This is a genomic window from Advenella sp. RU8 (genome assembly GCF_048381675.1).
Classification (GTDB): Bacteria; Pseudomonadota; Gammaproteobacteria; order Burkholderiales; family Burkholderiaceae_B; genus Advenella.
Window position 1 is genome coordinate 92,985 of the sequence record NZ_JBLWIS010000005.1, and the last position, 23,809, is coordinate 116,793.

At 48.2% G+C, this 23,809-nt stretch carries 21 protein-coding genes and 1 tRNA gene; 3 read left to right on the forward strand and 19 right to left on the reverse strand.

What is annotated here, in order from left to right; translation table 11 throughout:
- Positions 1–30 precede the first annotated feature (30 nt).
- The 4 genes from ACM5Q9_RS08215 to ACM5Q9_RS08230 all read right to left on the reverse strand — a co-directional run bounded on the left by ACM5Q9_RS08215 (position 31) and on the right by ACM5Q9_RS08230 (position 4,147).
- A complete protein-coding gene (locus ACM5Q9_RS08215; RefSeq protein WP_418144249.1) occupies positions 31–792 on the reverse strand; it encodes a hypothetical protein in 762 nt (253 codons plus the stop codon).
- A 68-nt stretch (positions 793–860) separates the two neighbouring features.
- On the reverse strand, positions 861–1,928 hold the full coding sequence (locus ACM5Q9_RS08220; RefSeq protein ID WP_418144250.1) for a linear amide C-N hydrolase: 1,068 nt from the start codon (positions 1,926–1,928) through the stop codon (positions 861–863).
- A gap of 127 nt (positions 1,929–2,055) precedes the next feature.
- Positions 2,056–3,732, reverse strand: a complete 1,677-nt coding sequence (locus tag ACM5Q9_RS08225) for an alpha/beta hydrolase (protein WP_418144251.1) — start codon at positions 3,730–3,732, stop codon at positions 2,056–2,058.
- 340 nt (positions 3,733–4,072) lie between these two features.
- Positions 4,073–4,147, reverse strand: a tRNA-Arg gene (locus ACM5Q9_RS08230).
- A 302-nt stretch (positions 4,148–4,449) separates the two neighbouring features.
- Here ACM5Q9_RS08230 and ACM5Q9_RS08235 point away from each other — a divergent pair.
- Positions 4,450–4,986: a c-type cytochrome gene (locus tag ACM5Q9_RS08235; protein ID WP_418144252.1), complete on the forward strand. Its 537-nt coding sequence runs from the start codon at positions 4,450–4,452 to the stop codon at positions 4,984–4,986.
- 525 nt (positions 4,987–5,511) lie between these two features.
- Here the strand turns inward: ACM5Q9_RS08235 and ACM5Q9_RS08240 are convergent.
- The 4 genes from ACM5Q9_RS08240 to ACM5Q9_RS08255 form a co-directional block, all read right to left on the reverse strand.
- The gene (locus tag ACM5Q9_RS08240; RefSeq protein ID WP_418144253.1) at positions 5,512–7,593 is read right to left on the reverse strand and encodes a UvrD-helicase domain-containing protein; all 2,082 of its coding nucleotides are present in this window, start codon (positions 7,591–7,593) and stop codon (positions 5,512–5,514) included.
- The gene (locus tag ACM5Q9_RS08245; RefSeq protein WP_418144254.1) at positions 7,590–9,656 is read right to left on the reverse strand and encodes a primosomal protein N'; all 2,067 of its coding nucleotides are present in this window, start codon (positions 9,654–9,656) and stop codon (positions 7,590–7,592) included. The genes ACM5Q9_RS08240 and ACM5Q9_RS08245 overlap by 4 nt, the downstream gene beginning before the upstream one ends.
- Before the next feature lie 287 nt (positions 9,657–9,943).
- Positions 9,944–11,017 (reverse strand): uroporphyrinogen decarboxylase, encoded by a 1,074-nt coding sequence (gene hemE / locus ACM5Q9_RS08250; protein WP_418144361.1) that lies wholly within the window; start codon positions 11,015–11,017, stop codon positions 9,944–9,946.
- A gap of 69 nt (positions 11,018–11,086) precedes the next feature.
- Positions 11,087–11,860, reverse strand: coding sequence for a hypothetical protein (locus ACM5Q9_RS08255; protein ID WP_418144255.1), 774 nt, complete (start codon positions 11,858–11,860; stop codon positions 11,087–11,089).
- Positions 11,861–12,091: 231 nt separating this feature from the next.
- Between ACM5Q9_RS08255 and ACM5Q9_RS08260 the strand changes: the two genes are divergently transcribed.
- A complete protein-coding gene (locus ACM5Q9_RS08260; protein WP_418144256.1) occupies positions 12,092–12,322 on the forward strand; it encodes a hypothetical protein in 231 nt (76 codons plus the stop codon).
- A gap of 206 nt (positions 12,323–12,528) precedes the next feature.
- Here the strand turns inward: ACM5Q9_RS08260 and ACM5Q9_RS08265 are convergent, their stop codons facing one another.
- Positions 12,529–13,518 carry a Bug family tripartite tricarboxylate transporter substrate binding protein gene (locus ACM5Q9_RS08265; RefSeq protein WP_418144257.1) on the reverse strand — a complete coding sequence of 330 codons (990 nt, stop codon included), beginning with the start codon at positions 13,516–13,518 and terminating at the stop codon, positions 12,529–12,531.
- Positions 13,519–13,629: 111 nt separating this feature from the next.
- On the opposite strand from ACM5Q9_RS08265, the gene ACM5Q9_RS08270 reads away from it, so the two are divergent.
- Entirely contained in the window at positions 13,630–15,306 is a 1,677-nt protein-coding gene (locus tag ACM5Q9_RS08270; RefSeq protein ID WP_418144258.1) for a thiamine pyrophosphate-binding protein, read from the forward strand.
- Between the two features lie 144 nt (positions 15,307–15,450).
- On the opposite strand, the gene ACM5Q9_RS08275 is transcribed toward ACM5Q9_RS08270, so the two are convergent.
- From ACM5Q9_RS08275 to ACM5Q9_RS08320, 10 genes are all read right to left on the reverse strand, one after another.
- Complete coding sequence (locus ACM5Q9_RS08275) at positions 15,451–15,876, reverse strand: F0F1 ATP synthase subunit epsilon (RefSeq protein WP_169293501.1); 426 nt, start codon at positions 15,874–15,876, stop codon at positions 15,451–15,453.
- Positions 15,877–15,889: 13 nt separating this feature from the next.
- Positions 15,890–17,287 carry a F0F1 ATP synthase subunit beta gene (atpD, locus tag ACM5Q9_RS08280; RefSeq protein ID WP_418144259.1) on the reverse strand — a complete coding sequence of 466 codons (1,398 nt, stop codon included), beginning with the start codon at positions 17,285–17,287 and terminating at the stop codon, positions 15,890–15,892.
- A gap of 56 nt (positions 17,288–17,343) precedes the next feature.
- A complete protein-coding gene (gene atpG, locus ACM5Q9_RS08285; RefSeq protein ID WP_169293499.1) occupies positions 17,344–18,246 on the reverse strand; it encodes a F0F1 ATP synthase subunit gamma in 903 nt (300 codons plus the stop codon).
- Positions 18,247–18,313: 67 nt separating this feature from the next.
- Complete coding sequence (gene atpA, locus ACM5Q9_RS08290) at positions 18,314–19,855, reverse strand: F0F1 ATP synthase subunit alpha (RefSeq protein WP_169293498.1); 1,542 nt, start codon at positions 19,853–19,855, stop codon at positions 18,314–18,316.
- A 33-nt stretch (positions 19,856–19,888) separates the two neighbouring features.
- Positions 19,889–20,431, reverse strand: a complete 543-nt coding sequence (locus ACM5Q9_RS08295; RefSeq protein WP_169293497.1) for a F0F1 ATP synthase subunit delta — start codon at positions 20,429–20,431, stop codon at positions 19,889–19,891.
- A gap of 12 nt (positions 20,432–20,443) precedes the next feature.
- On the reverse strand, positions 20,444–20,914 hold the full coding sequence (locus tag ACM5Q9_RS08300) for a F0F1 ATP synthase subunit B (RefSeq protein ID WP_169293496.1): 471 nt from the start codon (positions 20,912–20,914) through the stop codon (positions 20,444–20,446).
- A gap of 154 nt (positions 20,915–21,068) precedes the next feature.
- Positions 21,069–21,311, reverse strand: a complete 243-nt coding sequence (gene atpE / locus ACM5Q9_RS08305) for a F0F1 ATP synthase subunit C (protein WP_169293495.1) — start codon at positions 21,309–21,311, stop codon at positions 21,069–21,071.
- Positions 21,312–21,462: 151 nt separating this feature from the next.
- Positions 21,463–22,350 carry a F0F1 ATP synthase subunit A gene (gene atpB, locus ACM5Q9_RS08310; protein ID WP_418144260.1) on the reverse strand — a complete coding sequence of 296 codons (888 nt, stop codon included), beginning with the start codon at positions 22,348–22,350 and terminating at the stop codon, positions 21,463–21,465.
- A 65-nt stretch (positions 22,351–22,415) separates the two neighbouring features.
- Positions 22,416–22,871, reverse strand: a complete 456-nt coding sequence (locus tag ACM5Q9_RS08315) for an ATP synthase subunit I (protein ID WP_418144261.1) — start codon at positions 22,869–22,871, stop codon at positions 22,416–22,418.
- Positions 22,872–22,950: 79 nt separating this feature from the next.
- A complete protein-coding gene (locus ACM5Q9_RS08320; protein WP_418144262.1) occupies positions 22,951–23,730 on the reverse strand; it encodes an enoyl-CoA hydratase in 780 nt (259 codons plus the stop codon).
- Between the last annotated feature and the right edge of the window lie 79 nt (positions 23,731–23,809).

Consider the following 23,809-nt stretch of genomic DNA (forward strand, 5'->3'; position numbering starts at 1 on the left):
CTTCATTCTTGAACCAGTACATGGCCAGTCTCAAAATTTCCAGGTAAAACCAAAAAATGGCCCTGTCAATTTTGTGTCAATTCGCATTCCCTTATCCTTATAATCGAGGTCAAGATGACGATATCCAGTTGAAACATAGATGTTTTCATTCACTTGATAATTGACGCTGAGGGCAAACTGCTTGGTCAGCTCAGAACCCACTCCAAAGCCGCCAACATCAGCATATCCCAGCATGGACCAGCTTGGACTAAGACTGAAATTAACACGCACTGCGACCACCGGATCAATAAAATTATGGGTGCTGGACCGCTGTTCACCAATCACCGGAACACTCAGAGAAGCGCGCGTATGCCAAACCCGTGCACCCGCCATGACATCAAGTGCCATGGATGAATCCTCAATGGCACGGTACCCGCCGAGTAACGTAAGCGATGCCATGCGCATCTTGGCCTTGGCTGAAACACCCGGAGAAACCGTGCCTTTCTTGGAAAGGCTGGAATACAACAGGTCTCCTGCCAGAACGAACCGCTCTTTTCTTGCAAATCCGTTAATAAAAAAAGCGGCATCCAGGTCTTTTAATGTTTCTGAAAAGGAACGGTCAAATGAAATGGTGGGTGCCCCGGAAACAGGCTTGACATGCCCCCCCACCCCGGTTGCCCAGACATAAGGGGTAATTTGCCCCTGCCAACCAGCATCCTGGGCATTAACGATTGATGGGGCAAAGACGCAGGCAAAGATTGAAATGCAAGCATCGCGTTTTCGCAAGTAGCGCCTTTGATAAAATTTAGACATTAATATATTCTCTGTGATTTTTATAAAACATGTCGCAATATGCTAATTTATATCCCGAATTGACATAATCAGAGACCCAAAAACTCAAAAGGTTTGGATTCCTCAAATTTATCATTTACCACGCCCGAGAAAAGATTAGCCTGATTTGGACCAAGATCCAGTTTTTTGACTTTACCGGTTTCTTTAGAAAAATCAATATTATTGAGTTCTACCCAGAAAACGTTAGGGGTAAGTGCGCTTTCAAAAAAGTACAGCATGCGTTTCTGGTCAGCCACGGTGCGCCAGCGGGTTGACGAAATATTGGGCTGGTCTGGTGTGCTGATGCCAAATGGCACAGACACGTTGCGAATCACACTGAACACACTGGCGATGGTCTTGCGAGGATCTTCTTCACGAGGAATGGCGTTTACATAAAAGGCAGCGCGCGTAAAGCGGTCAGCAGCGCGGTTGGTACCCGGCAGCATGACTGTACCCCCTATCTCGGTCCAATATGAATGCAGGGCGAGTTGACGCTCGAAAGTGGGCGAGTTGGTTAGAACCTGATATTTAGGGCTGTGATGAATCACCGCCTTGCCATCAATATATTCAACGATGGCACTGTCACCGCTGGCATCAGAGATGGCCAGATGTAACGTGGCCAGCCTGTTCTGTCCCGGTACGTCGCGGGAGACAATGGTGTAAGGCTGCTTACGCAGTTCATCAACCGCTTCCTGAACTGTGGCAAAGTTATCCAGAATATATTGCCCCCAGGCAGCAATAGTCAGGCCCGGTGCGCTGTTTTTATCAAATTCAGGATAACTTGATTCAACCAGCCATAACAAGTTGGCTACCAGACCGGCTTCGTTCATGCCGTCTGTCGTTGAAATGTCATAACCCGATGCAATCACGCTGCCATATTTTGAAGTCCAGCGCAGGGAGTTCTCTCCAGCCTGGCCCGTTCTTTCCATACCCCGGGGGAATACCCACAGATTGGTTTCCACATCTACACTCCAGTCCATTGAGCGGGCGGTGATGATCTGGTCATTGACGCCGTGATAAACCAACCGGGTGCAAGCCTGTGCAGCGGTGCCCGCAAGCATGGTTGCTATAAGAGTGGCAGCGGCGGTTTTGCGTAAAGCCTTGGTGAGTAAAGACATGGTAAATATCCTTTAAATATAGAAGGGGTAACTTGTTTCATGAAACCGGGAAACGCTGTTCAATCCAGGACATACGCTGGCAAGACAGCTTAAGCCGCCATGCCTGGCCACGATGGCAAACAGACGTTTATCCTCCGCGAGATTCATAGCCATCGCCGGTTTCAGTTTTCTTGAGTAGCCTTGTTTTGAGCGCCTGAATGCGCTCGGCAGACCAAGTGTCAATGCCTGTTACTTCCAGCCAGGCATCCAGGTAGTGCCCGGGTGCATAAACGTGTCCATATCCCATCGGCACGGTATCAGCCAAAGGCATGTCAACCAGCAACTGCAACATGCTGACCACCGGATACCATTTAAGCAATGGGGACACATCAGGCCCCCGTGGTGCTTTCATCCAGTCTGCTTCCCGGTAAAACAGGTCTTTCTCAAAGAAAGTAATCGCATCACTTGCGTACTGCAAATAAACAAAGCGCAGATCACCCCATTGGGAGCTTTCATTATTGAAGGTGCCGTCCTGATTCATGAATCGAACGAACCTCCCGCCTTGATAAACAGGCAACCATTCTGGAGAGCCTGCTTCACGTTCATTGGTTAATTCCCGCCACATTTCGCTCGGGAAGGGCGGGCCGCTCCAGACGGCGCCACTAATAGGATCGCTGAGAATATCAAAAAAAGTTAATGACCGTTGAGAATGGAAAGCACCCAGGCTGAGCCCGTGAAGATAGAGTTTGGGTCGCTGGCCGGCAGGGAGATCTTTCCAGTAATTATAAATAGTCCGAAAAAGGGCCTGTGAAGAATCAAGCCCGCTTTCAGGTTGAAATACCAAGGCAAGCGGACTATTAAGGTAGGAATATTGCAAGGCAACACTTGCGATATCACCATTAAGCAAATACTCTAATCCGTCCATTGCAGAGGGGTCAACCCAGCCTGTTCCTGTGGGGGTGATGATGACCAGGGCTGAACGGTCAAAGGCTTTTACGCGTATCAACTCTTCCAGCAAAAGCTGCGAACGTTCCTCTGGGGTCTCGGCAACCTGCAAGCCTGCATAAAGCCGGATGGGTTCCATGGCTTCCTGCTGGCTGAACGCGCTAATGTCAGCCGCGGTTGGCCCGGATGAAACAAACTCCCTGCCTGCACGCCCCAGCTCGCGCCAATCAAGCTTTGAATCTGGACTGCCGGACCGTTCAGCAATAAGCGGCTGGGGCCGGTCTGGCTCGAGCAATGCGTCATACTGCTCAAACGACTTGTCCAGCACCCGGAATGTATACTCAACCAAAACGCCATTGGTGAGCGTGATAATAAGGAAAACAGAAAGCGCAATACCTGCAACTACAGACACACGCCGGGGGAAAAAGTTGTAGACCTTGTTAGTAAGGAATTTTCCGAAACTGATTAATGCAAGTGCCAAGAGCAACAGCACGACAAAGGTTAAAAGCCCAATGATAAAGACACTGGTTGGATACCCGCTTTCAACGGGGTCCATGCCTACCACGCTCCGGACGGAGTTCTGCCAGGTTTTTGTGTGATACAACGATGTTGCCAAAAGCACCAGGCAAAAAAGACTTAAGACGGGTGTTGTAACTTTCAGCACGCCCGAAGGCAAGCCTGGCAACTCCATGTAGCGCCAGAGCGCGCGCACTAGCGCTCCTATGCCATATCCGGCACCAAAAGCAAGGCCCGAAAGCACACCTTGCGTAACATAGTCCCTGGGAATCAGGCTTGGGGTAAGCGAGGCTGCAAAGCATAAAACACCAAGGATTAAGCCAATACCGCTTAGTGATTTGAAAAAACCAACAAATCGATTCATTGTTTTTGCTTCTTATGTGAAATTGGCCATGCCATTCTTAATGTCGACAAATTGCTCAGGACATTTCTCAACGGGCTCAAGTTGTTTCCGCTGCTTCAATTTTTTACTGTAATCCTTAAGGTATGTCAATATCAACTTAAACAGACTTTACAGTTGGCCTGAAAGCAAGCCTGAAAATTACACTTTTTAAATAAGACAAGTACCATAGTACCATTCGCGATAACATTTTAAACAACACTCTGCCAACTTTACTCAACAACATGAGTATAAAAAAACCCCTGCTTTCATAAAGAAAACAGGGGTTTTTAATGCGGTATCGAACAATAAAAAAATATTCATTTGGCGTCTCCGACAGGAATCGAACCTGTATCAAGAGCTTCGGAAACTCTCATTCTATCCATTGAACTACGGAGACTGACAGAACCAACAATTGTACCTTATTAATATTGATGATCGCTACCATTTAACAAAATTTTTGTTTAAAAGATAAGACAGGGCAAGAAAAAAACAGGAGTGTTGTCATAAAAGGCACGTAAAAACAGCATTTTAAGGGGTTAAATTGCTGGAATTCATACAAAATTCAGATAGTGTCGCTATAATTCATCACTATAATCCCCCGTGTACCTTTAGTAAGTATAATCTGATTAACCATACTAAATGACCGGTTTTCATTACCCACTCGTATTTGCGCAAACAAAAAACCTTAGGATTTGATCCATGAGCGAACAAACAGTACACAACGAAGAACACAAAAGTCCCATCAAATCACCCAAGCAACTTATCCTCGTTGTAGGATTGGCGTTTCTGGTGCCTGTCATCGCGATCATCCTGCTGGTAAAGCTGGTAGATACAACACCCAGGGTTGGTTACGGCTCAGATGCCATGTCTCATGAGGCCATTGCCGCCCGTATCGCGCCAGTAGCCTTGTACAACGTGACCATCGTAACAGAAGCCGAAGAAACCGGCCCCAAACAATTACTGACCGGTGAAGCCCTGTACAACAAACTTTGCATGGCCTGTCATGCCGCTGGCGTGGCTGGCGCCCCCAAAATTGGTGATAACGCCGCTTGGGCTCCACGCATAGCAGCTGGTGAAGATACCCTGTTCAAGCATTCACTTGAAGGCTTTAACGCCATGCCTGCCAAAGGTGGTGACACCAAGCTGGATGATATTGAAGTCAAACGTGCCGTTGTATATATGGTAAACAAATCAGGCGGCTCTTTAACTGAACCCGAAGCACCCGCTGCACAATAAAACTGTTCGGCCTCCTGCCCTAGAAAAGCCTTCGCCCTGCCGAAGGCTTTTTATTGCCTGCTCAAAACACATGACCGCGACTGAAAGCACTCACGACCTACAAAAATAGTTAAGAAGATAAAAAATTAGTATTAACCCTTAAACAAAAATAAAGCCACAAGCAGTATCATTATTAAAAATATTTTTACCAAAAAAAACAACCAACTGCCCGCTGCAAAGACGGTTCTGTCATAAAAAAAACGAATAATAGACTTCATCAGCAAATCTTGCCTGAAAGGAAGTCACTTGGAATTTTTGAGGAGGAAATAAGATGTTTAATATCTTATTTAATACTGTGAAAACTATTTTTGGCACTGAATTTGCCAATTTTTTACTTTGCGACAATATTAACCAGAAAAGCCAAGAACATCTTCAGGCCTTTTTGGTTTCTCGTGATTCACTTGATGAACATAAATGATCGCGTTGCCGTGCAATTAAGCCAAAAAATTGAGTACCTGCATTGCCAACACTGGCAGTGACCAGTGCTTACCCTTCTGCAGTGCCGTTTTTTTTCTGTAGCATTTCCTTTAATTTAACCAGCCTTTCCTTCGGACTCATGCCTTGGTATGGATCCTGCAAAAGCTGTCGGCCACTTTCCAGCCCCATTTCACTGATAAAACGTGAAGGCTCACGAATCAGGTCCTCACGCGCCCGACGGCGTTTTTTACACCAGGACAGGGTCAGGTGAAATTGTGCCCGGGTGATACCTACATACATCAGCCTACGCTCTTCCTGAATACGCACATCCAGCGCCTCGGCGTCTTTATTGGCATCGCCATATTCATCATCCTTGCCCAAATGAGGCAACAGGCCTTCCTCTACTCCCACCATATGCACATACGGATACTCCAGCCCCTTGGAAGCATGGATGGTAGTCAGCTTGACGGCATCCGGCTCCTCATCATCTTCGCTACGCTCCAGCATGGTGATAAGGGCAATATGCTGCACCAGCTGCATCAGGTTAAGACCATCATCGCGTGACTTGCGTTTAAGCCAGTCAACCAGTTCCAGCACATTCAGCCAACGGTTTTCCGCCGCCCGCTCTTCCTGGGTTTCGTATAGGTAATGCTCGTAATTCATGTATTTCAGTATCTCATCCAGCAGCACCTCGGCCGATGCCGGTTGCACGGCCTGGGCAGGATCAGCCTTACCCTTGCTGGCACGCCACTGAATGTTCTGGATGAATTTGGCAAACACCCGCATGGGCTCTAGCTGCCGGGTGGCAATTTTACCTTCCAGGCCTTCATCAAAGACCGCCTCAAACAGGGAACACTTTTTTTCTGCCGCATGCTCACCCAATGCCGTCAGGGTCGCTTGGCCAACCCCCCGTTTGGGTGTCGTCACCGCCCTGATAAAAGCCGGGTCATCCTCCTCATTGGCAATCAACCTTAAATAAGACAGCACATCCCGCACCTCGGCCTTATCAAAAAAACTTTGCCCGCCCGAAATGGTATAAGGAATACGCAATTGCCTGAACGTTTGCTCAATAATCCTGGCCTGATGGTTACCCCGGTAAAGAACGGCATAATCTTTCCATTGAGCATTGCGCTCAAAGCGGGAAGCCGATATACGCATGCCCACCGACTCGGCTTCAGCCTCTTCGTTGTCCATTGAAATAACCTGAATCGGCTCTCCCCTGCCCAGGTTTGACCACAGTTTTTTGCCAAACAGATTGGGATTTTTAGAGATGACCTCGTTAGCGGCGGTAAGCACGGTTTCCACCGAGCGATAGTTCTGTTCCAGCTTGATCAGCTTCAGGTTTTTATAGTCTTTGGTCAGCTTGGCCAGGTTCTCTATGGTGGCACCACGCCAGGCATAAATGGCCTGGTCATCATCGCCCACAGCGGTAAACATATTCCGGAATCCGGTTAATTGCTTTACCCATTCATACTGGCAGACGTTGGTATCCTGATACTCATCCACCAGCAGGTATTTCACGCGTTTTTGCCAGCGCTCGCGCACCTCGGCATTATTCATCATCAATTGGGCAGGGAGGCGAACCAGGTCATCAAAATCCACCGACTGGTATGCCTTGAGGGTAGCATCATAACTGCGGTACACCAAGGCAGCATCCTGTTCATCCGGGGTTTGCGCGATTTTTTCTGCCATATCGGGTGTAACCAGATCATTTTTCCAGAGTGAAATTTTTTGCTGCACCATGCGAATACGCCCCTTGTCAGTCGTGGACAGCATTTCCTGCACAATCCCGTAGGTATCATTGGCATCAAGGATGGAAAACTGTGGCTTCAGGCCGGCATGAGCGGCTTCTTCCCGCAAAAAACGTACGCCTAGCGAATGAAAAGTACTGATAATCAACCCTTTCATAAGCTTGCGGTCAACCAGCGCTTTAATCCGCTCTGCCATTTCCCTGGCGGCCTTGTTGGTAAACGTCAGCGCTACCACGCCCTTGGCATCATAGCCACAAATATTGATCAGATAGGCAATTTTCTGGGTAATCACACGCGTCTTGCCACTGCCCGCACCGGCCAATACCAGACAGGGCCCATCCAGGTACAGGACGGCTTCGCGCTGGGAGGCGTTCAAGCCATCAAGATTTGTTGTGCTCATATTTCAAGGGGATCCACTTCGGTAAAGTAACGAATACGGTGACGCTTGGCAATTTCCTGCACCAGTGGCAGCCACTGTCCAAGAAATGCCTGTAAAACAGGGCGTGATGCCGATTCCACCAACAACTGGGCACGCTCTACGTGCGCTACCCGGACAATCCGCAACGGAACAGGGTCATACATATTAATGGCTGACTGAAAACCGGCCAGTTGTGGCTCTGCCTTTAGCAGTTGCTTGACTTCCTGTAAAAACTGCATGGCTTCATTCACGGTTTTAGCCTGGGCGCTAATCAGCACCTGATGCGAAAAAGGCGGCAAACTGGTAATTTTACGCTCTTCAAGGCTGGCATTGGCAAAAGCATCGTAATCATGTTGTATCAGGGCCTGATAAACCGCCTGTTCGGGATAAGCGGTTTGAATCAGTACTTCTCCACCGGCCACATGCCTGCCCGCCCTGCCAGATACCTGGGCAAGCTGGGCAAAGAGTTTCTCGGGGGCCCTGAAATCGGAAGAAAATAGCATGGCATCGGCATTCAGCACACACACCAGCCCAAGTTTACGAAAATCATGTCCCTTGGCCACCATTTGCGTGCCTACCAGTATATCAATTTCCCCTGAATGGACCCGGTCAAACAATTGTCGGGCACTGCCTTTCAAGCGGGTACTGTCTGCATCAATCCGTTCTACACAGGCCTCGGGAAACGCTTCCTGCAAGAACTCTTCCACCCGCTGGGTTCCCCTGCCCAACATTTCCAGGTCTTGATTTCCGCAATCGGGACACTTAACAGGCACCCTGCCGTAATAACCACAATGATGACATTGTAAAACATTGCCATGCCCGGGCATGCGATGCATGACCGTATAAACCGAACAACGTGGGCACTGGCTCATCCAACCGCATGAAGCGCAATGAATGACAGGCGCATAGCCTCGCCGATTAATGAACACCAGGGATTGTTCACCCCGCTCCAGCCGCTCCCGGATGGATTGCAAGACCACCGGTGCAAACCCCTGCTCCAGCTTGATCTGTTTAGTGTCAACCAGCTTGATAACAGGCATGCAAGTGGTTTTGGCGCGTTTTTTCAAGCTCAGTTTGAGATACCGGCCAGAATTGGCATGCTGCCAGCTTTCCAATGACGGTGTGGCAGACCCCAAAACAATAGGAATTTTCAGCTGATGCGCCCGCCATATGGCTAAATCCCGTGCAGAATAACGTAATCCCTCTTGTTGCTTGTAAGAGGCATCATGCTCTTCATCAACAATTATCAGGCCGGCTTCTTGCAAGGGAGCAAAAATAGCCATTCGGGTTCCCAGCACTACCCTGGCCTGGCCACGCTGTATGGCGACCCAGGCCTTGAGGCGCTCGCCATCCGCCAGGCCGCTATGCAACACTGCAATCCCCTCAAGACCCACCACCTGCTGGAAGCGGGCCAGCAAGGCCTGCTCAAATTGTGGCGTAAGATTAATTTCAGGCACCAGAAACAGCACCTGCCTGCCTTGGTTCAGGGCATTAAGTGCCAGATGCAAATAAACTTCAGTTTTGCCACTACCGGTCACGCCATGCAGCAGGACGGTTTTAAACCCTTCGATGGCCAGCACGGCATCCACGGCTTCCTGCTGCTCAGGGTTAAGCACATGCATCCTGTCTTCAGGGGACTCGGGAATCTTGGTGTTTTTCTTGCGGCGGTCAAGCCTGGCAACCGGCCCCCCCTTGGACAGCTTACCGGTATAAGCACCGGGCTTTCGAAGCGACGAAGGCATGGCAGGCAACAGGACCTCACCAACCGGACGATGATAATACGATGCGGCAAACTGGCCGAAATCAAGCCAATCCTGCTGCAGGGCAGGCAAATCATCAAACACCATCAATATGTCCTTGATCTGGTCTTCAGGGTAAGAGGGGCTTTCTATGGTTTCCAGCACAATGCCCACCAACTCCCGCCTGCCGAATGGCACCAGCACCCGTTGTCCCTGGATGGCCGTCATGGACTCTGGCACACGATAGTCGAATGGACCCGCCAAAGGAACATCCAATGCAACACGAATCCATTGAGTATGTTTCAAACCCTGATTCCTGAAAAAATTGCCTGATATACGATTAGGATAACTTCAATCACCACCCTTTGATATTGAATCTCTCTGATGGACTACCCAGGCAACAGGCTGTGGATAACTTTGGGGAAAAGTATATTGATAATCTGTTGAAAAGCTGACAAAAACCACATGCTCTTCACAAAACACTTTAACAAATTATATTTGTTATTTTAAATCAATGAGTTGGAATAACTTCCTGGGTTTTGTTTTAATAAAGGGCAAATATTACCCTTTATTAAAACTGTGCACAACTTCAGTTAACCATGCATTTTACGGCTATAAGTATGTACTTCATCCACCAGGGCCGCGACCCTTTCAGGATTGGTAAACTGGGAAATGCCGTGTCCCAGGTTAAATACGTGCCCACCCTTGCCTACCGGACCAAAATCATCAATGACCCGGCGTACTTCCTGACGTACCGACTCTTCAGAGCCAAACAGGCTCATGGGGTCAAGGTTGCCCTGCAAGGCCACAGCATCGTTGACACGGCTACGTGCCTTGCCAAGATTGACTGTCCAGTCCAGGCCAATGGCATCACAACCGGATGTCACGATATCTTCAAGCCACAAGCCGCCGCCTTTGGTAAAGACAATAACCGGGACTTTCTGGCCATTGTATTCACGCAGCAAGCCATCGCAAACCTGCTTCATGTAGGCTAATGAAAACTGCTGGTACAACCCGTCGGCCAAGGCACCGCCCCAGCTGTCAAAAATCATCACGGCTTGGGCACCCGCCTTGATTTGCTCGTTCAGGTACTGGCAGGTGGTTTGGGCAGTAATATCCAGGATCCGGTGCAAAAGCGCTGGCTGGGTATACAGCATGGTTTTAATGGTACGGTAATCGGCAGAGCTTTGGCCTTCTACCATATAGCACCCTACTGTCCAGGGACTGCCGGCAAACCCGATTAGCGGAGCACGACCATTAAGGCTGCTCCTGATTTGGGCGACCGCATCAAACACGTAACGCAATTCGTTCATGTCTGGCACTGCCAGTTTCTTGATGTCGTCTTCGGTGCGTAAAGGACGGGCAAAACGCGGACCTTCTCCGTTAACAAAATCAAGTCCCAACCCCATGGCATCGGGAATCATCAGGATATCTGAAAAAAGAATGGCCGCATCTAGCGGAAAACGGTCAAGAGGCTGAATGGTGACTTCTGTCGCAAAATCCGGGTTCTTGGCCAGCCCAAGAAACGAGCCTGCTGTATTTCTGGTTTGTTTATATTCAGCCAGATAACGGCCTGCCTGCCTCATGAGCCAAACCGGTGTATAAGAAACCGGCTGACGTTGCAAGGCGCGAAGGAAAGTATCGTTTTGTAATGTAGCGGCAACCACAGCAATCCCTTTTAATGATGAATCCAAGATTTTAACTGATTCAGGCACTTACAGGGCGCCAGTTACGGACTAGAGGATATCTTTGAATTGATCCGCACTGATATCGTGTTTCTGCATAAGGGCCCAGAACGCCCGACGATGCTTGCTGGACATTCTGGCCGCCATGGCAATATTACCACCACACTTGAACAAGGCATTTGAAACATACGTTTTTTCAAAATGCGTGACAACCTTGGACTTGGCTTCTTTATACGAATTGGCCTGACTGGCCAGGTCCCTGCAGCAAGCATTGCTGTTGAACACAGGCTTTGCAAACTTGGACATTCCATGCCCTTCACGAGCTTTATCTTGCAGCACAGGCGTGCCTGTTTGATTCAGTAATTGCCTACCCTGTTCATTGCGCAATATCATGAGCAAGCGAATTCTTAATGCTTCTATCTGGTCTGGCTCAAAGGAAAAATCGGTCGCACCGAGGCAAAGCAGGTCATACATGGCCACAGGATGAATTTCTTTGCTTAGCGCAACCACTGGACGCAACAAGGATACCGGGGTTTGCTGAAGCAGCATTCTGGTCCATACCAACGAGTCTTGTGATACCGGGAGCAAAATCACGTCAAAACGTTGTAGCCTTTGCGACAGGCTTGATAAAACGGAAGGATCTGGATAAGCATCCTGTTGCTTCGCCTGAACAAGAGACATGTTGCCAGAACAATCATCTTCAATGAGGTTAACAGGATACAAGTTCAGTTTCCGGGTATTTGAATTTGCCTTATCAATGAATGCCTGTATTCTTTTTTCAAATGTAGGCACCATCAAAACCCCGCAATCCAAACATTCTCGCATTTTTGTCTCCATTTTTACTGTCCTTGATTGCGCCCATAATAACAATTAATAATGTTTTGTAACAATTGTTGTTTCCCACAATACTAAAACTGCATGAATTGTGGTTTTTTTTGAAAAACCCTTAATTTTCAATTAATTATTAAAATAAAGTCTAGTTTGCCTTGCATTGACCTAGGGAAAACCCTATAATGGAATCTACTTACATAATACTCAATTCAAGAGAGACGAAACATGAAAACCGCAATGAATTCCAGCATCACCCTTAGCGACAACCTTGAGCGCGAACTTATTTCACAGGCTATCAGCGAAGAGCGGCCTGTCAATCTGGTAAAAATGTTTAAAGCAGTTACTTCCTCCGTTGCCACCGCATTCGGTGTTTTTCTGGAAATGTTCAAAGACACAGAAAAAGCAATTGACCAGGCTGATCGTAAAGATCACAACACAGGTGGTTTCAGCTGGTAAACCAGACCAGTAAAAAGCATTCTCTGCTTTTGTATAAACCCCATGTAAGATCCCCACAAGAGGGATAAAGTCCTGGATTGAGAAGTAACAAAAAAAGCTAATAGATTTTTGGTCTATTAGCTTTTTTTACGTCTTTGGCAAAGACTGACTGTTAGTGACTTGCCAGTAAAGGAAGAACCAATAATGGCAAGCCACTGGGTGTAGGATTAATCTACGCTAATGCCGCCTTTGCGGATAACATCACCCCAGCTTTTGGTTTCAGCTGAAATGAATGCACCAAACTGTTCTGGTGTGTTTTTCTCAACCACTGCACCCAATCCATCCAGTTGCTCAACCACTTCTGGCTTGGACAGGATTTTTTCGATGGTCACGTTAAGTTTGTCCACAATTTCTTTGGGTGTACCAGCGGGTGCAACAATACCAAACCAGGAGTCAACCGTGAAATTAGGGTAACCCAGTTCCTGCAAGGTTGGTACATCCGGGAAGGTCGGAGAACGATTTGCTGAAGTAATAGCAAATGGCTTCAGTGAACCTGCCTTAATATGCGGGGCAGAAGATGGCATGTTGTCGAACATGACATGAACTTCACCACCCAACAGGGCTGTCATCGCCGGGCCACTACCTTTATAGGGAATGTGCAACATCTGAACGCCAGCCTGTTGCTTGAAAAGCTCGCCAGACAAGTGCATGGAGGTACCAGAACCAGAAGAGCCATAGACTACTTCTTCAGGTTTGGATTTTGCAAACTCGACCAATTCTTTGACAGAGTTATAAGGCATGTTTTTATTGGCAACCAGCACGTTAGGAACTTTGGCTACCAATGCAACAGGTGCAAAATCCTTTTCAACATTAAACTTGATGTTGTTATACAGGGTTTGGTTAATGGTAGTGGTAATTGCCATCATCAGCAATGTATAACCATCGGGTTTGGCGCGCGCAACGATGTCTGTAGCGATATTACTGCCAGCACCCGCTTTGTTTTCAACCACAAAGGTTTCACCAAACTCTTCTGTCAGGCCTTTGGCCACAATACGTGCCAACACATCGGTGGTACCGCCAGGACTAAAACCAACCACGATCTTTGCGGCATGGTCAGGATAGTTGGTTTGCGCTTTGGCTGGAGATGTCATGCTCATAAAACCAAGGCCCAGACTCATTGCAAGCGCAGCTACGCGAAATAGAGAACGCCCTTTCATATAAAATTTCCTTTAATATAATGTTTCGGCAACCAGAATATTTTCTGAAGAAGCAAGATAACTTTCTATTCTGGCCACACCTAGTACAAACCCTAATATTATAGAATACTCATGGAAAACAATATCAAAACTCGCAGTGGTGGACAAATTCTTGTAGATCAACTTATGGCACAAGGCGTGGATCACGTTTTTTGTGTGCCGGGTGAAAGCTATCTTGCCGTACTTGATGCACTGCACGATACTGATATCCAAGTTACCGTCTGTCGGCAAGAGGGAGGCGCTGCCATGATGGCCGATGCCTATGGAAAACTAACCGGACGTCCAGGCATTTGCATGGTAACACGTGGTCCCGGTGCAAGCAATGCATTTGCCGGCATCCATATAGCCAAACAGGACTCAACCCCTTTAATCGTTTTTGTTGGCCAGATTGAAACCGGCATGCGTGAACGAGATGCCTTCCAGGAAGTGGATTACCGCGCCGTTTTCGGCACCCAAACCAAATGGACCACCGAAATTGATGATGCCAGCCGAATTCCAGAACTGATTTCGCGGGCTTTTCATATCGCCACCTCCGGCCGGCCCGGCCCGGTCGTCATTGCCCTGCCCGAAGACATGCTTGTGCAACTGCGTGACGTGGTTGATGCTCCCCGCGTGGAAGCGGTTGAGTCTGCACCCACCCAATCCCAACTGGATTCACTTGAAAAACTGTTGGCTGAAGCCAAAAACCCGATTGCCATTCTGGGCGGCAGCCGCTGGAGCGAAGAAAGCGTGAATGCTTTTGCCCGTTTTGCGGAAAAAAACCAACTGCCAGTAGCTGTCCAATTCAGACGACAAATGCTCTTTCCCGCCAACCACCCCTGTTTTGCGGGTGATATTGGTTTGGGCATTAATCCCAAATTACTGAAACGTTTTGAGCAAGCCGATACCGTTCTGCTGGTCGGTGGTCGCATGTCCGAAGTGCCTTCACAAAGCTATACGGCGCTGTCCATTCCGGTACCCAAACAAAAGCTGATCCATGTTCACCCCGACAGCCAGGAACTGAACCGGGTTTATCAGGCACAACTGGCCATTAACGCCAGCCCGACAGAACTCACCCGTGCACTGGACGAATTAAGCATCAAGCCGGCCACTGGCCGAGAGGAACTGGTCAAGCAGGCCCATAACGAATACCTGAGCTGGAGTGACCCAGCAACCGTCAGCGTGCCTGGCAAACTGCAAATGCCACATATCATGCAATACCTGGCGAGCCGGCTGACTCCAGATACGATTATGACCAATGGAGCCGGCAATTATGCTACCTGGCTGCACCGTTTCCACCGGTTTACTCAATTCGGTACCCAGCTGGCCCCCACCTCGGGCTCGATGGGTTATGGCCTGCCTGCGGCTGTGGGTGCAAAACGCCTGTTGCCCGACACGCCGGTTGTCTGCTTTGCCGGTGATGGCTGCTTCATGATGCACGGCCAGGAATTTGCCACCGCCGTTCAATACGGCCTGAATATCATTGTGCTGATTTTTGACAACGGCATGTATGGCACCATCCGCATGCACCAGGAAAAACATTACCCAGGGCGGATCAGTGCCACTCATTTGCAAAATCCCGATTTTGCCGCCTATGCCTTCGCGTTTGGCGGCCACGGAGAAAGAGTGGAAAGCAATGAAGAATTTGGCCCTGCCTTTGAACGGGCAGTGGCAAGCGGAAAACCGGCCATTTTGCATTGTCTGGTTGATCCACAGGCGATCACCCCTTCGGCAACCATTGACCAAATTCGTGCCGCAGCCCTGAAATAAACCTTGTTTTTCCACCCTGCCGGGTATGAATGCCCGGCAGGGCAGCAATCACCAGAAAAACGTAATGGCGCCAAACAAAACCGGGTTTTAAAAATACAAAAAAATAGCGCCCAAAGGGCGCTATTTTCGTACTTCTTTTGTCGCTTAATGGCGATTTTTCATTTGAGTCAGACGACGAGCGGCGCTAACCTGAGCGGCCAACATGGCCAACTCGGCTTCGACCACAGCAATCTCTGCCTTGTCTCGTGCATTACGCAACGCTTCTTCAGCCTGTTCGCGTGCCTTGACCGCTTTCGCTTCATCAAGATCTGCAGCACGAATAGCTGTGTCAGACAATACCGTAACGCCATACGGCTGAACTTCAATGATGCCGCCAGCCACAAATACCAGCTCTTCGCCTCCGTCTTCACGAACAATTTTCACTGTTCCGGGACGGATACGAGAGATCAGTGGTGTGTGGCCTGGAAGAATACCCAGTTCACCCGCTTCACCAGGCAAAGCAACGAATTTGGCCTCACCGGCAAAAATCGATTCTTCCGCACTTACCACATCAACATGTATAGTAGCCATCGCTATTCCTTAATTATAAGGTTTTGGCTTTTTCAAACGCTTCGTCGATTGAACCAACCATATAGAACGCCTGTTCGGGCAACGCATCGCATTCACCTTCCACGATCATTTTAAAACCACGGATGGTTTCTGACAATGGAACATATTTACCAGGAGAACCGGTAAACACTTCAGCAACGTGGAAAGGCTGGGACAGGAAGCGCTGAATTTTACGGGCACGTGCAACGGCCTGTTTATCTTCAGGAGACAACTCGTCCATACCCAGAATCGCGATAATATCACGCAACTCTTTATAACGCTGCAGGGTTTGCTGAACAGCACGGGCCACTTCGTAATGCTCGGTACCAACAACTTGTGGGTCCAGCTGACGACTGGTGGAATCCAGTGGGTCAACCGCAGGGTAAATACCCAGTGAAGCGATGTCACGAGACAACACAACGGTAGAGTCCAAGTGCTGGAAGGTCGTTGCAGGAGAAGGGTCGGTCAAGTCATCGGCAGGAACGTAAACGGCCTGGATCGATGTAATGGAACCTGTTTTGGTAGAGGTAATACGCTCTTGCAAAACACCCATTTCCTCAGCCAGTGTAGGCTGATAACCCACCGCTGAAGGCATACGTCCCAGCAGCGCGGATACTTCGGTACCGGCCAGCGTGTAACGGTAGATGTTATCAACGAAGAACAGGATATCACGGCCTTCGTCACGGAATTTCTCAGCCATTGTCAGGCCGGTCAGCGCAACACGCAGACGGTTTCCTGGGGGTTCGTTCATCTGACCGAAAACCATGGCAACCTTGTCCAGAACATTAGACTCTTCCATTTCGTGGTAGAAGTCATTACCTTCACGGGTACGCTCACCCACACCAGCGAAAACAGACAAACCGGAGTGCTGTTTGGCGATGTTGTTGATAAGTTCCATCATGTTAACGGTTTTACCTACACCGGCACCACCGAACAGACCCACTTTACCGCCTTTGGCAAACGGACAAACCAGGTCAATAACCTTAATACCTGTTTCCAGCAGCTCTACTGATGGAGACAATTCGTCAAACTTTGGAGCGGGCTGGTGAATACCACGTTTTTCTTCATGTTCGATCGGACCTGCTTCATCGATTGGACGTCCCAAAACGTCCATGATGCGGCCCAGCGTACCCTGACCAACAGGTACGGAAATATTTGCATTGGTTCTAATCACTTGCATGCCGCGGCGAAGACCGTCACTTGAACCCATGGCAATAGTACGGACAACGCCGTCACCCAGTTGCTGCTGAACTTCAAGGGTAAGCCCTTTTTCAGCGAAACCGCCTGCATCATCTGCTAAAACAAGCGCTTCGTAAATTTTTGGCATGTTGTCGCGTGGGAACTGTATATCCACGACGGCGCCGATGCACTGAACGATGGTACCGTTACTCATGTCGATTCCTTACTTAATAACGATTGAAAGAAACTGACAGCCAGCAAGCCCTTGGCTTAAACGGCTGCAGCTCCCCCCACGATTTCTGAAATTTCTTTAGTAATTGCTGCCTGACGGGTTTTGTTATAAACCAGTTGCAAATCACCAATCACTTTTTTCGCATTATCTGACGCAGCTTTCATAGCCACCATTCGGGCTGACTGCTCAGACGCCATATTTTCTGCTACTGCCTGGTAGACTACGGACTCTACATAGCGATGCAACAGGTCATCAATGACTGACTTTGCATCGGGTTCGAAAATGTAATCCCACTTATATGATGCCTTGGGAAGCTGAGACTCTTCTTCCTGGGAAGTCTGGAAAGGATCAGCAAGACCATCAGGCAACGGCAATAAACGAATAAACGAAGGTTCCTGCTTCATGGTGTTGACGAAAACGTTCGTGGCAACATACAAAGCATCAATCGTGCCATCCATATAAGCATCAAACTGCACTTTCAGTGCACCAATCAGACGCTCGAGACTTGGGGTGTCACCCAACTGCACTTCCTGAGAAACCAGGTTTGTACCGATTCGAGTCAAAAAGCCCAGGCCCTTGTTACCAATCGCAGTAGCCTGAACCTTAATGCCCTGGGCATCAAATTCTTTAAGACGTGACAAGACAAGACGCTGTATGTTGGTATTCAAGCCCCCACACAGACCTTTATCTGTACTTATCACTACAATGCCGACAGCCTTGAGGTCTTTACGCTCTTCCAGATAAGGATGAGAGTACTCAGGATGTGTCTGCATCATGTGCGTAGCAATTTCACGTACTTTGGTAGCATAGGGACGGCCTGCACGCATTCTTTCCTGCGCCTTGCGCATTTTGGAAGCAGCGACCATTTCCATTGCTTTTGTGATCTTGCGAGTGTTTTGCACACTCTTGATCTGAGTACGGATTTCCTTAATTCCAGCCATAAGCCTTCCTGTTAGACGGTTTTGCAAAACAAGGGTGCAGGATCATGATCGTGCACCCTACCAGGTCTTAGTAAGTACCGTTCTTCTTGAATGACAGAACCGCTTCTTTCAAAGTGGCTTCGTCATCTTTAGAAAGCTCTTTGGTTTCTTCGATGCGATCAACCAAAGCAGTATGCTTGTGTTTCAACTCATCTTTCAAACCTTTTTCAAATGACAGAACCTGGCTGACATCGATGTCATCAAGGTAGCCATTATTCACGGCAAACAGAGACACGGCTTGTTCCCATACCTGCAAAGGCTGGTACTGAGGCTGTTTCAACAACTCAACCACGCGTTTACCACGCTCCAGTTGACGGCGAGTGGCTTCGTCAAGGTCAGATGCAAACTGGGCGAAAGCAGCCAATTCACGATACTGGGCCAGGTCGGTACGAATACCGCCAGACAGTTTTTTGACTACTTTGGTCTGGGCTGCACCACCCACGCGAGACACGGAAATACCCGCGTTAATCGCAGGACGGATACCCGCGTTAAACAAGTCTGTTTCCAGGAAGATCTGACCGTCGGTAATGGAAATTACGTTGGTTGGAACGAAAGCGGAAACGTCACCTGCCTGTGTTTCAATGATAGGCAGAGCAGTCAGGGAACCTGTTTTGCCTTTTACTTCGCCTTTTGTGAATTTTTCAACATAGTCGGCATTCACACGGGCCGCACGTTCGAGCAAGCGGGAATGCAGATAGAAAACGTCACCGGGATAAGCTTCACGGCCTGGTGGACGACGCAACAGCAAGGATACCTGACGGTATGCCCATGCCTGTTTGGTCAGGTCATCATAAACGATCAGGGCATCTTCGCCACGATCGCGGAAATATTCACCCATGGTACAACCGGCATAAGGAGCCAGGTACTGCATGGCGGCAGAATCAGAAGCAGCGGCAGCCACAACGATTGTGTATTCCAGTGCGCCGTGCTCTTCGAGCTTGCGAACAACGTTATTGATAGTGGATGCTTTTTGACCAACAGCCACATAAACGCAAGTAACGTTTTTGCCTTTCTGGTTGATGATGGCATCAATAGCAACAGCGGTTTTACCAGTTTGACGGTCACCAATAATCAGCTCACGCTGACCACGACCAACGGGTACCATGGCGTCAATCGCCTTGATACCGGTTTGCAATGGCTGGGAAACAGATTGACGGGCAATAACGCCTGGCGCCACTTTTTCGATAATATCGGTTTCTTTGGCATTGATCGGGCCTTTGCCATCGATGGGCTGACCCAGTGTATTTACAACGCGACCACGCAATTCGGGACCAACGGGCACTTCAAGAATGCGACCGGTTGTTTTAACAGGGTCACCTTCGGACACACCTGTATAATCACCTAAAATAACCGCACCAACTGAATCACGCTCAAGGTTGAGAGCGAGACCAAAAACGTTGTTTGGAAATTCAAGCATTTCGCCTTGCATCACATCGGATAAACCGTGGATACGTGTGATACCGTCGGTTACGGAAACGACCGTACCTTGTGTGCGAACATCAGCAGAAGTACCCAAGCCTTCGATACGGCTCTTAAGCAATTCGCTGATTTCTGACGGATTGAGTTGCATATTCAGACTCCTGAAATCCTGTTATTCTGGCGCTTATGCAGCGACCAATGTATCGCGCAAGCGAGCCAACTGGGCTTGCACGGAAGTATCTAATACCTGATCACCCACTGTGACTCGGACACCGCCAATAAGTGACTTATCGACAGTAACAACCGGCTTTAACTTGCAGCCAAATTTTTTCTCGAGACCAGTAAGCAATTCCTGAATTTGCGCATCGCTTAATTCAAAAGCACTTGTGATTTCTGCACTGGCAGAACCCTCATGGCGATTTTTCAGTTCTTCAAATTGCGCTGCGATCTCGGGCAATAGCAATAATCGATCGTTGTCCACAAGCAGATCGATAAAGTTCTGCATTCCTTTGGAAAGTGCAGACTTGACCAGCCCTGAGAACAGCTTTTTACGTTGATCTTTGCTTAATCTGGGATCGGACATTGCTTCACGCACATCCGATACACTTGAAATTTGTGCCAATTCACTAACAGCCTCTGACCATGCAGCCAAGCCGGCTTGATCATCTTTGGCAGCGGCAAACAAGGCTTCTGCATATGGGCGGGCAATTGTTGATAATTCAGCCATGATAATCCCGAATTAAAGCTGTGCTTTAAGTTGATTCAACAACTCAGCATGCGTTTTTTCATTTACTTCACGCTGAAGAATCTTCTCTGCACCTTTAACAGCCAAAGCGGCCACTTCTTCACGCAGTCCCTGACGAGCACGTTCTACTTCGAGCTCGGCATCCTGTTTGGCCTGAGCCAAAATACGGGCGCGTTCAGACTCGGCTTCACCACGAGCAGCTTCTACAATAAGTGCTGCCTGTTTTTCCGCCTCTGCCAATTTAGCGTGATTCTCTGATTTTGCAGATGCTTCGATCAGGCTGATACGAGCCTGGGCCTGAGCCAGATCTGCCTTGCCTTTGTCGGCAGCAGCTAAACCATCGGCAATTTTCTGACGACGTTCATCGATAGCCTTTGTAAGAGGAGGCCACACAAACCGCATTGTGAACCATGCCAATACAAAGAAAACGAGCGTCTGGAAAAAGAGCGTCGCGTTTAAATTCACGGTCGTTTCCCTTCTACTATGTTAAGGCTTTGCGAAATTGCAAAACCCGAAATTTATTGAACTCTGTCATATGCAGGCCTTATTGATAAATCATAAGGCCCGCATCTCCATCCAGTTCACACCCCATCAACAGATGGTATAGACGTTTACTGTATTAAGCGCCGAATGGGCTAGCAAACGCGAACAACATAGCGATACCAACACCGATCAGGAACGCAGCATCGATAAGACCAGCCAACAAGAACATTTTTGTTTGCAGTGCATTCATCAATTCTGGTTGACGAGCAGATGCCTCAAGATATTTACCGCCCATGATAGCGATACCGATACATGCACCGATAGCACCCAAACCGATGATAAACGCGCAAGCAAGAGCAACGAAAGCTGCTGTGGTCATGACAACTCCTTGTGGTTATGAACCTAAAACAAATTTAAAGATGGAAAAAAAACTACTAAAAAATAAAGCAAACAGCCCAATTAAAAATTAAATGATGCAATTTGCAAGAAAAAACATCCCGGATTTTTACTTAAAGCCAGGACGTTAAATCTTAGTGCCCTTCATGTGCCTGACCGATATAAACCAGTGTCAGCATCATGAAAATGAATGCCTGGAGCAAAATAATCATAATATGGAAAATTGCCCAGACGGAACCAGCCAGAACATGGCCAACTCCCAACCCAATGCTCATTGCATTGAATCCTGTCCATGCACCGCCCAACAGGGCGATCAACATAAATACGAGTTCACCGGCAAACATATTACCAAACAACCGCATTGCCAGAGACACTGTTTTGGCAGCATACTCGATAACGTTTAATGCGAAGTTGGCAGGGGCCAGAACAATTGCGCCAATACCACTTGAATGGAAAGGAGCTGTGAACAGATCTTTGATGAAACCACCGGGATTCTTGATTTTGAAGCCGTAGTAAATAGACAGCAGCAAAACACCCAGAGACATGCCCATTGGCACGTTCAAGTCAGCAGTAGGAAGAATACGATGATAGTACAGTGGACCATGCGCCTCACCATGACCAGCAAGACCAAGCCAGCCAAACAGGGAAGGCAACAGATCAACGGGTACCAAGTCGAGTACGTTCATGAGCGTGATCCACAAAAATATGGTTAACGCCAATGGCGCAACATACTTGCGTGATTCAGAATTGTGAATAATACTTTTTGCCTGATCATTGACCATGTCAACAACCATTTCAACACCAGCCTGGAAACGACCGGGAACACCGGAGGTAGCATGACGTGCGGCTTTCCACAGGAAACCAACGACCAGCAAACCCATTGCAACAGACCAGAAGATGGAGTCATAGTTGATAACACCGAAGTCTACAATGTTGGCCTGTCCTTCTCCGACGTTATTGAAATGGACAAGGTGATGCTGAACATAATATGACTGAGGCGAGACATCTGCAGGTGCAGCCATTTGATTCGTACTCCACGATTTGGCAGCCAATGAGGCTGCATTACACTCTTTCCCAATGATTGTTACTAAAGCTTTTTAAAAGCCAATAACAATACATAACCCTTTAATACCGCAACCAGGCCGATCAGCAACGCTGGCCAGACCAGCAAGGCTCCGGATAATTTAACTATTAATGCAAGCAAGGCTACAGTACCTCCGAGCTTGAATGCTTCTCCCCAGAAAAACGTAAGCACGCTTGCATTTGAACCGCTATAAAGCTTAAACAACATATGCAGCACAAAAAATGCTGTTGGTACCAGGTAAGCCATGCCGCCGGCTAACGCCGACAATGCTGCCGGCAAACCAGAGACCAGCCAGCACAAGAGCACCACTACCGCGAGTAAAACAAACTGCGCCAAGACAATATTTACAAGTCCTTTGGCAGAGCTTGCATTGAGCCTGGCTTTTTCAGCTTTACTAAGCTTAAGTACGGTGTCTTCAGAGCTACCCAAGTACGTGTACTTATTATGTAAGATGGTCATAACAAGGTTTCGTAATATGTCAAGCCTTGAGAGTATAACTTATTTTTTACAGCATAAGCAAACCTGACAGCAAGTTTCATTACATATTCCTGAAATTTGCCTGGCGCTTTTCTACAAATGCACTCATACCCTCTTTTTGATCCTGGGTTGCAAATGTTGCATGAAATACACGCCGCTCATATTGCAAGCCCTGCTCAAGTGTCGTTTCCAGTGCCGCATTCACGCATTGTTTGGCCATCATCACAACAGGCGTTGACAGTTCGGCAATACCTTGCGCCACCTTAACCACTTCCTCAAGGAAGTTTTCAAGGGGCAGAATACGGGCCACCAAGCCGGCACTTTCCGCTTCTTTAGCGTCCATCATTCTACCAGTCAGGACCAGATCCATGGCTTTTGATTTGCCGATAGCCCTCGTCAGCCGTTGTGTACCCCCCAGGCCGGGAATGGTCCCCAACTTGATTTCGGGCTGGCCGAATTTTGCGTTATCGGCAGCGATAATAAAATCACACATCATGGCCAACTCACAACCACCACCCAGCGCATAGCCAGAAACAGCCGCTATCACGGGCTTGCGAATGGCATTTTTCATGGTTTCCCATGGACCGCCAATATAATTGCTTTTATACACGTCCATGTATGACCAGTCTTTCATGGCTGAAATATCGGCACCGGCTGCAAAGGCCTTTTCATTGCCAGTCAGCACAATAGCACCCACCTGATCATTGTTCTCCAGCGCCAGCAAAGCTTCGCCTAGCGCTTCCATGACTTCGTTGCTAAGTGCATTAAGTACTTTAGGACGGTTCAAGGTTAATACACCAACACCGCCATCAATCTTCGTCAATACCAACTGCTCTGACATACTACCCTCCTGTAAGTTGTCGATGAACTGTTTTTCCTGAGGTATTGTAGCGAGTTTGTTATAGTTACTTTGTCTGAAT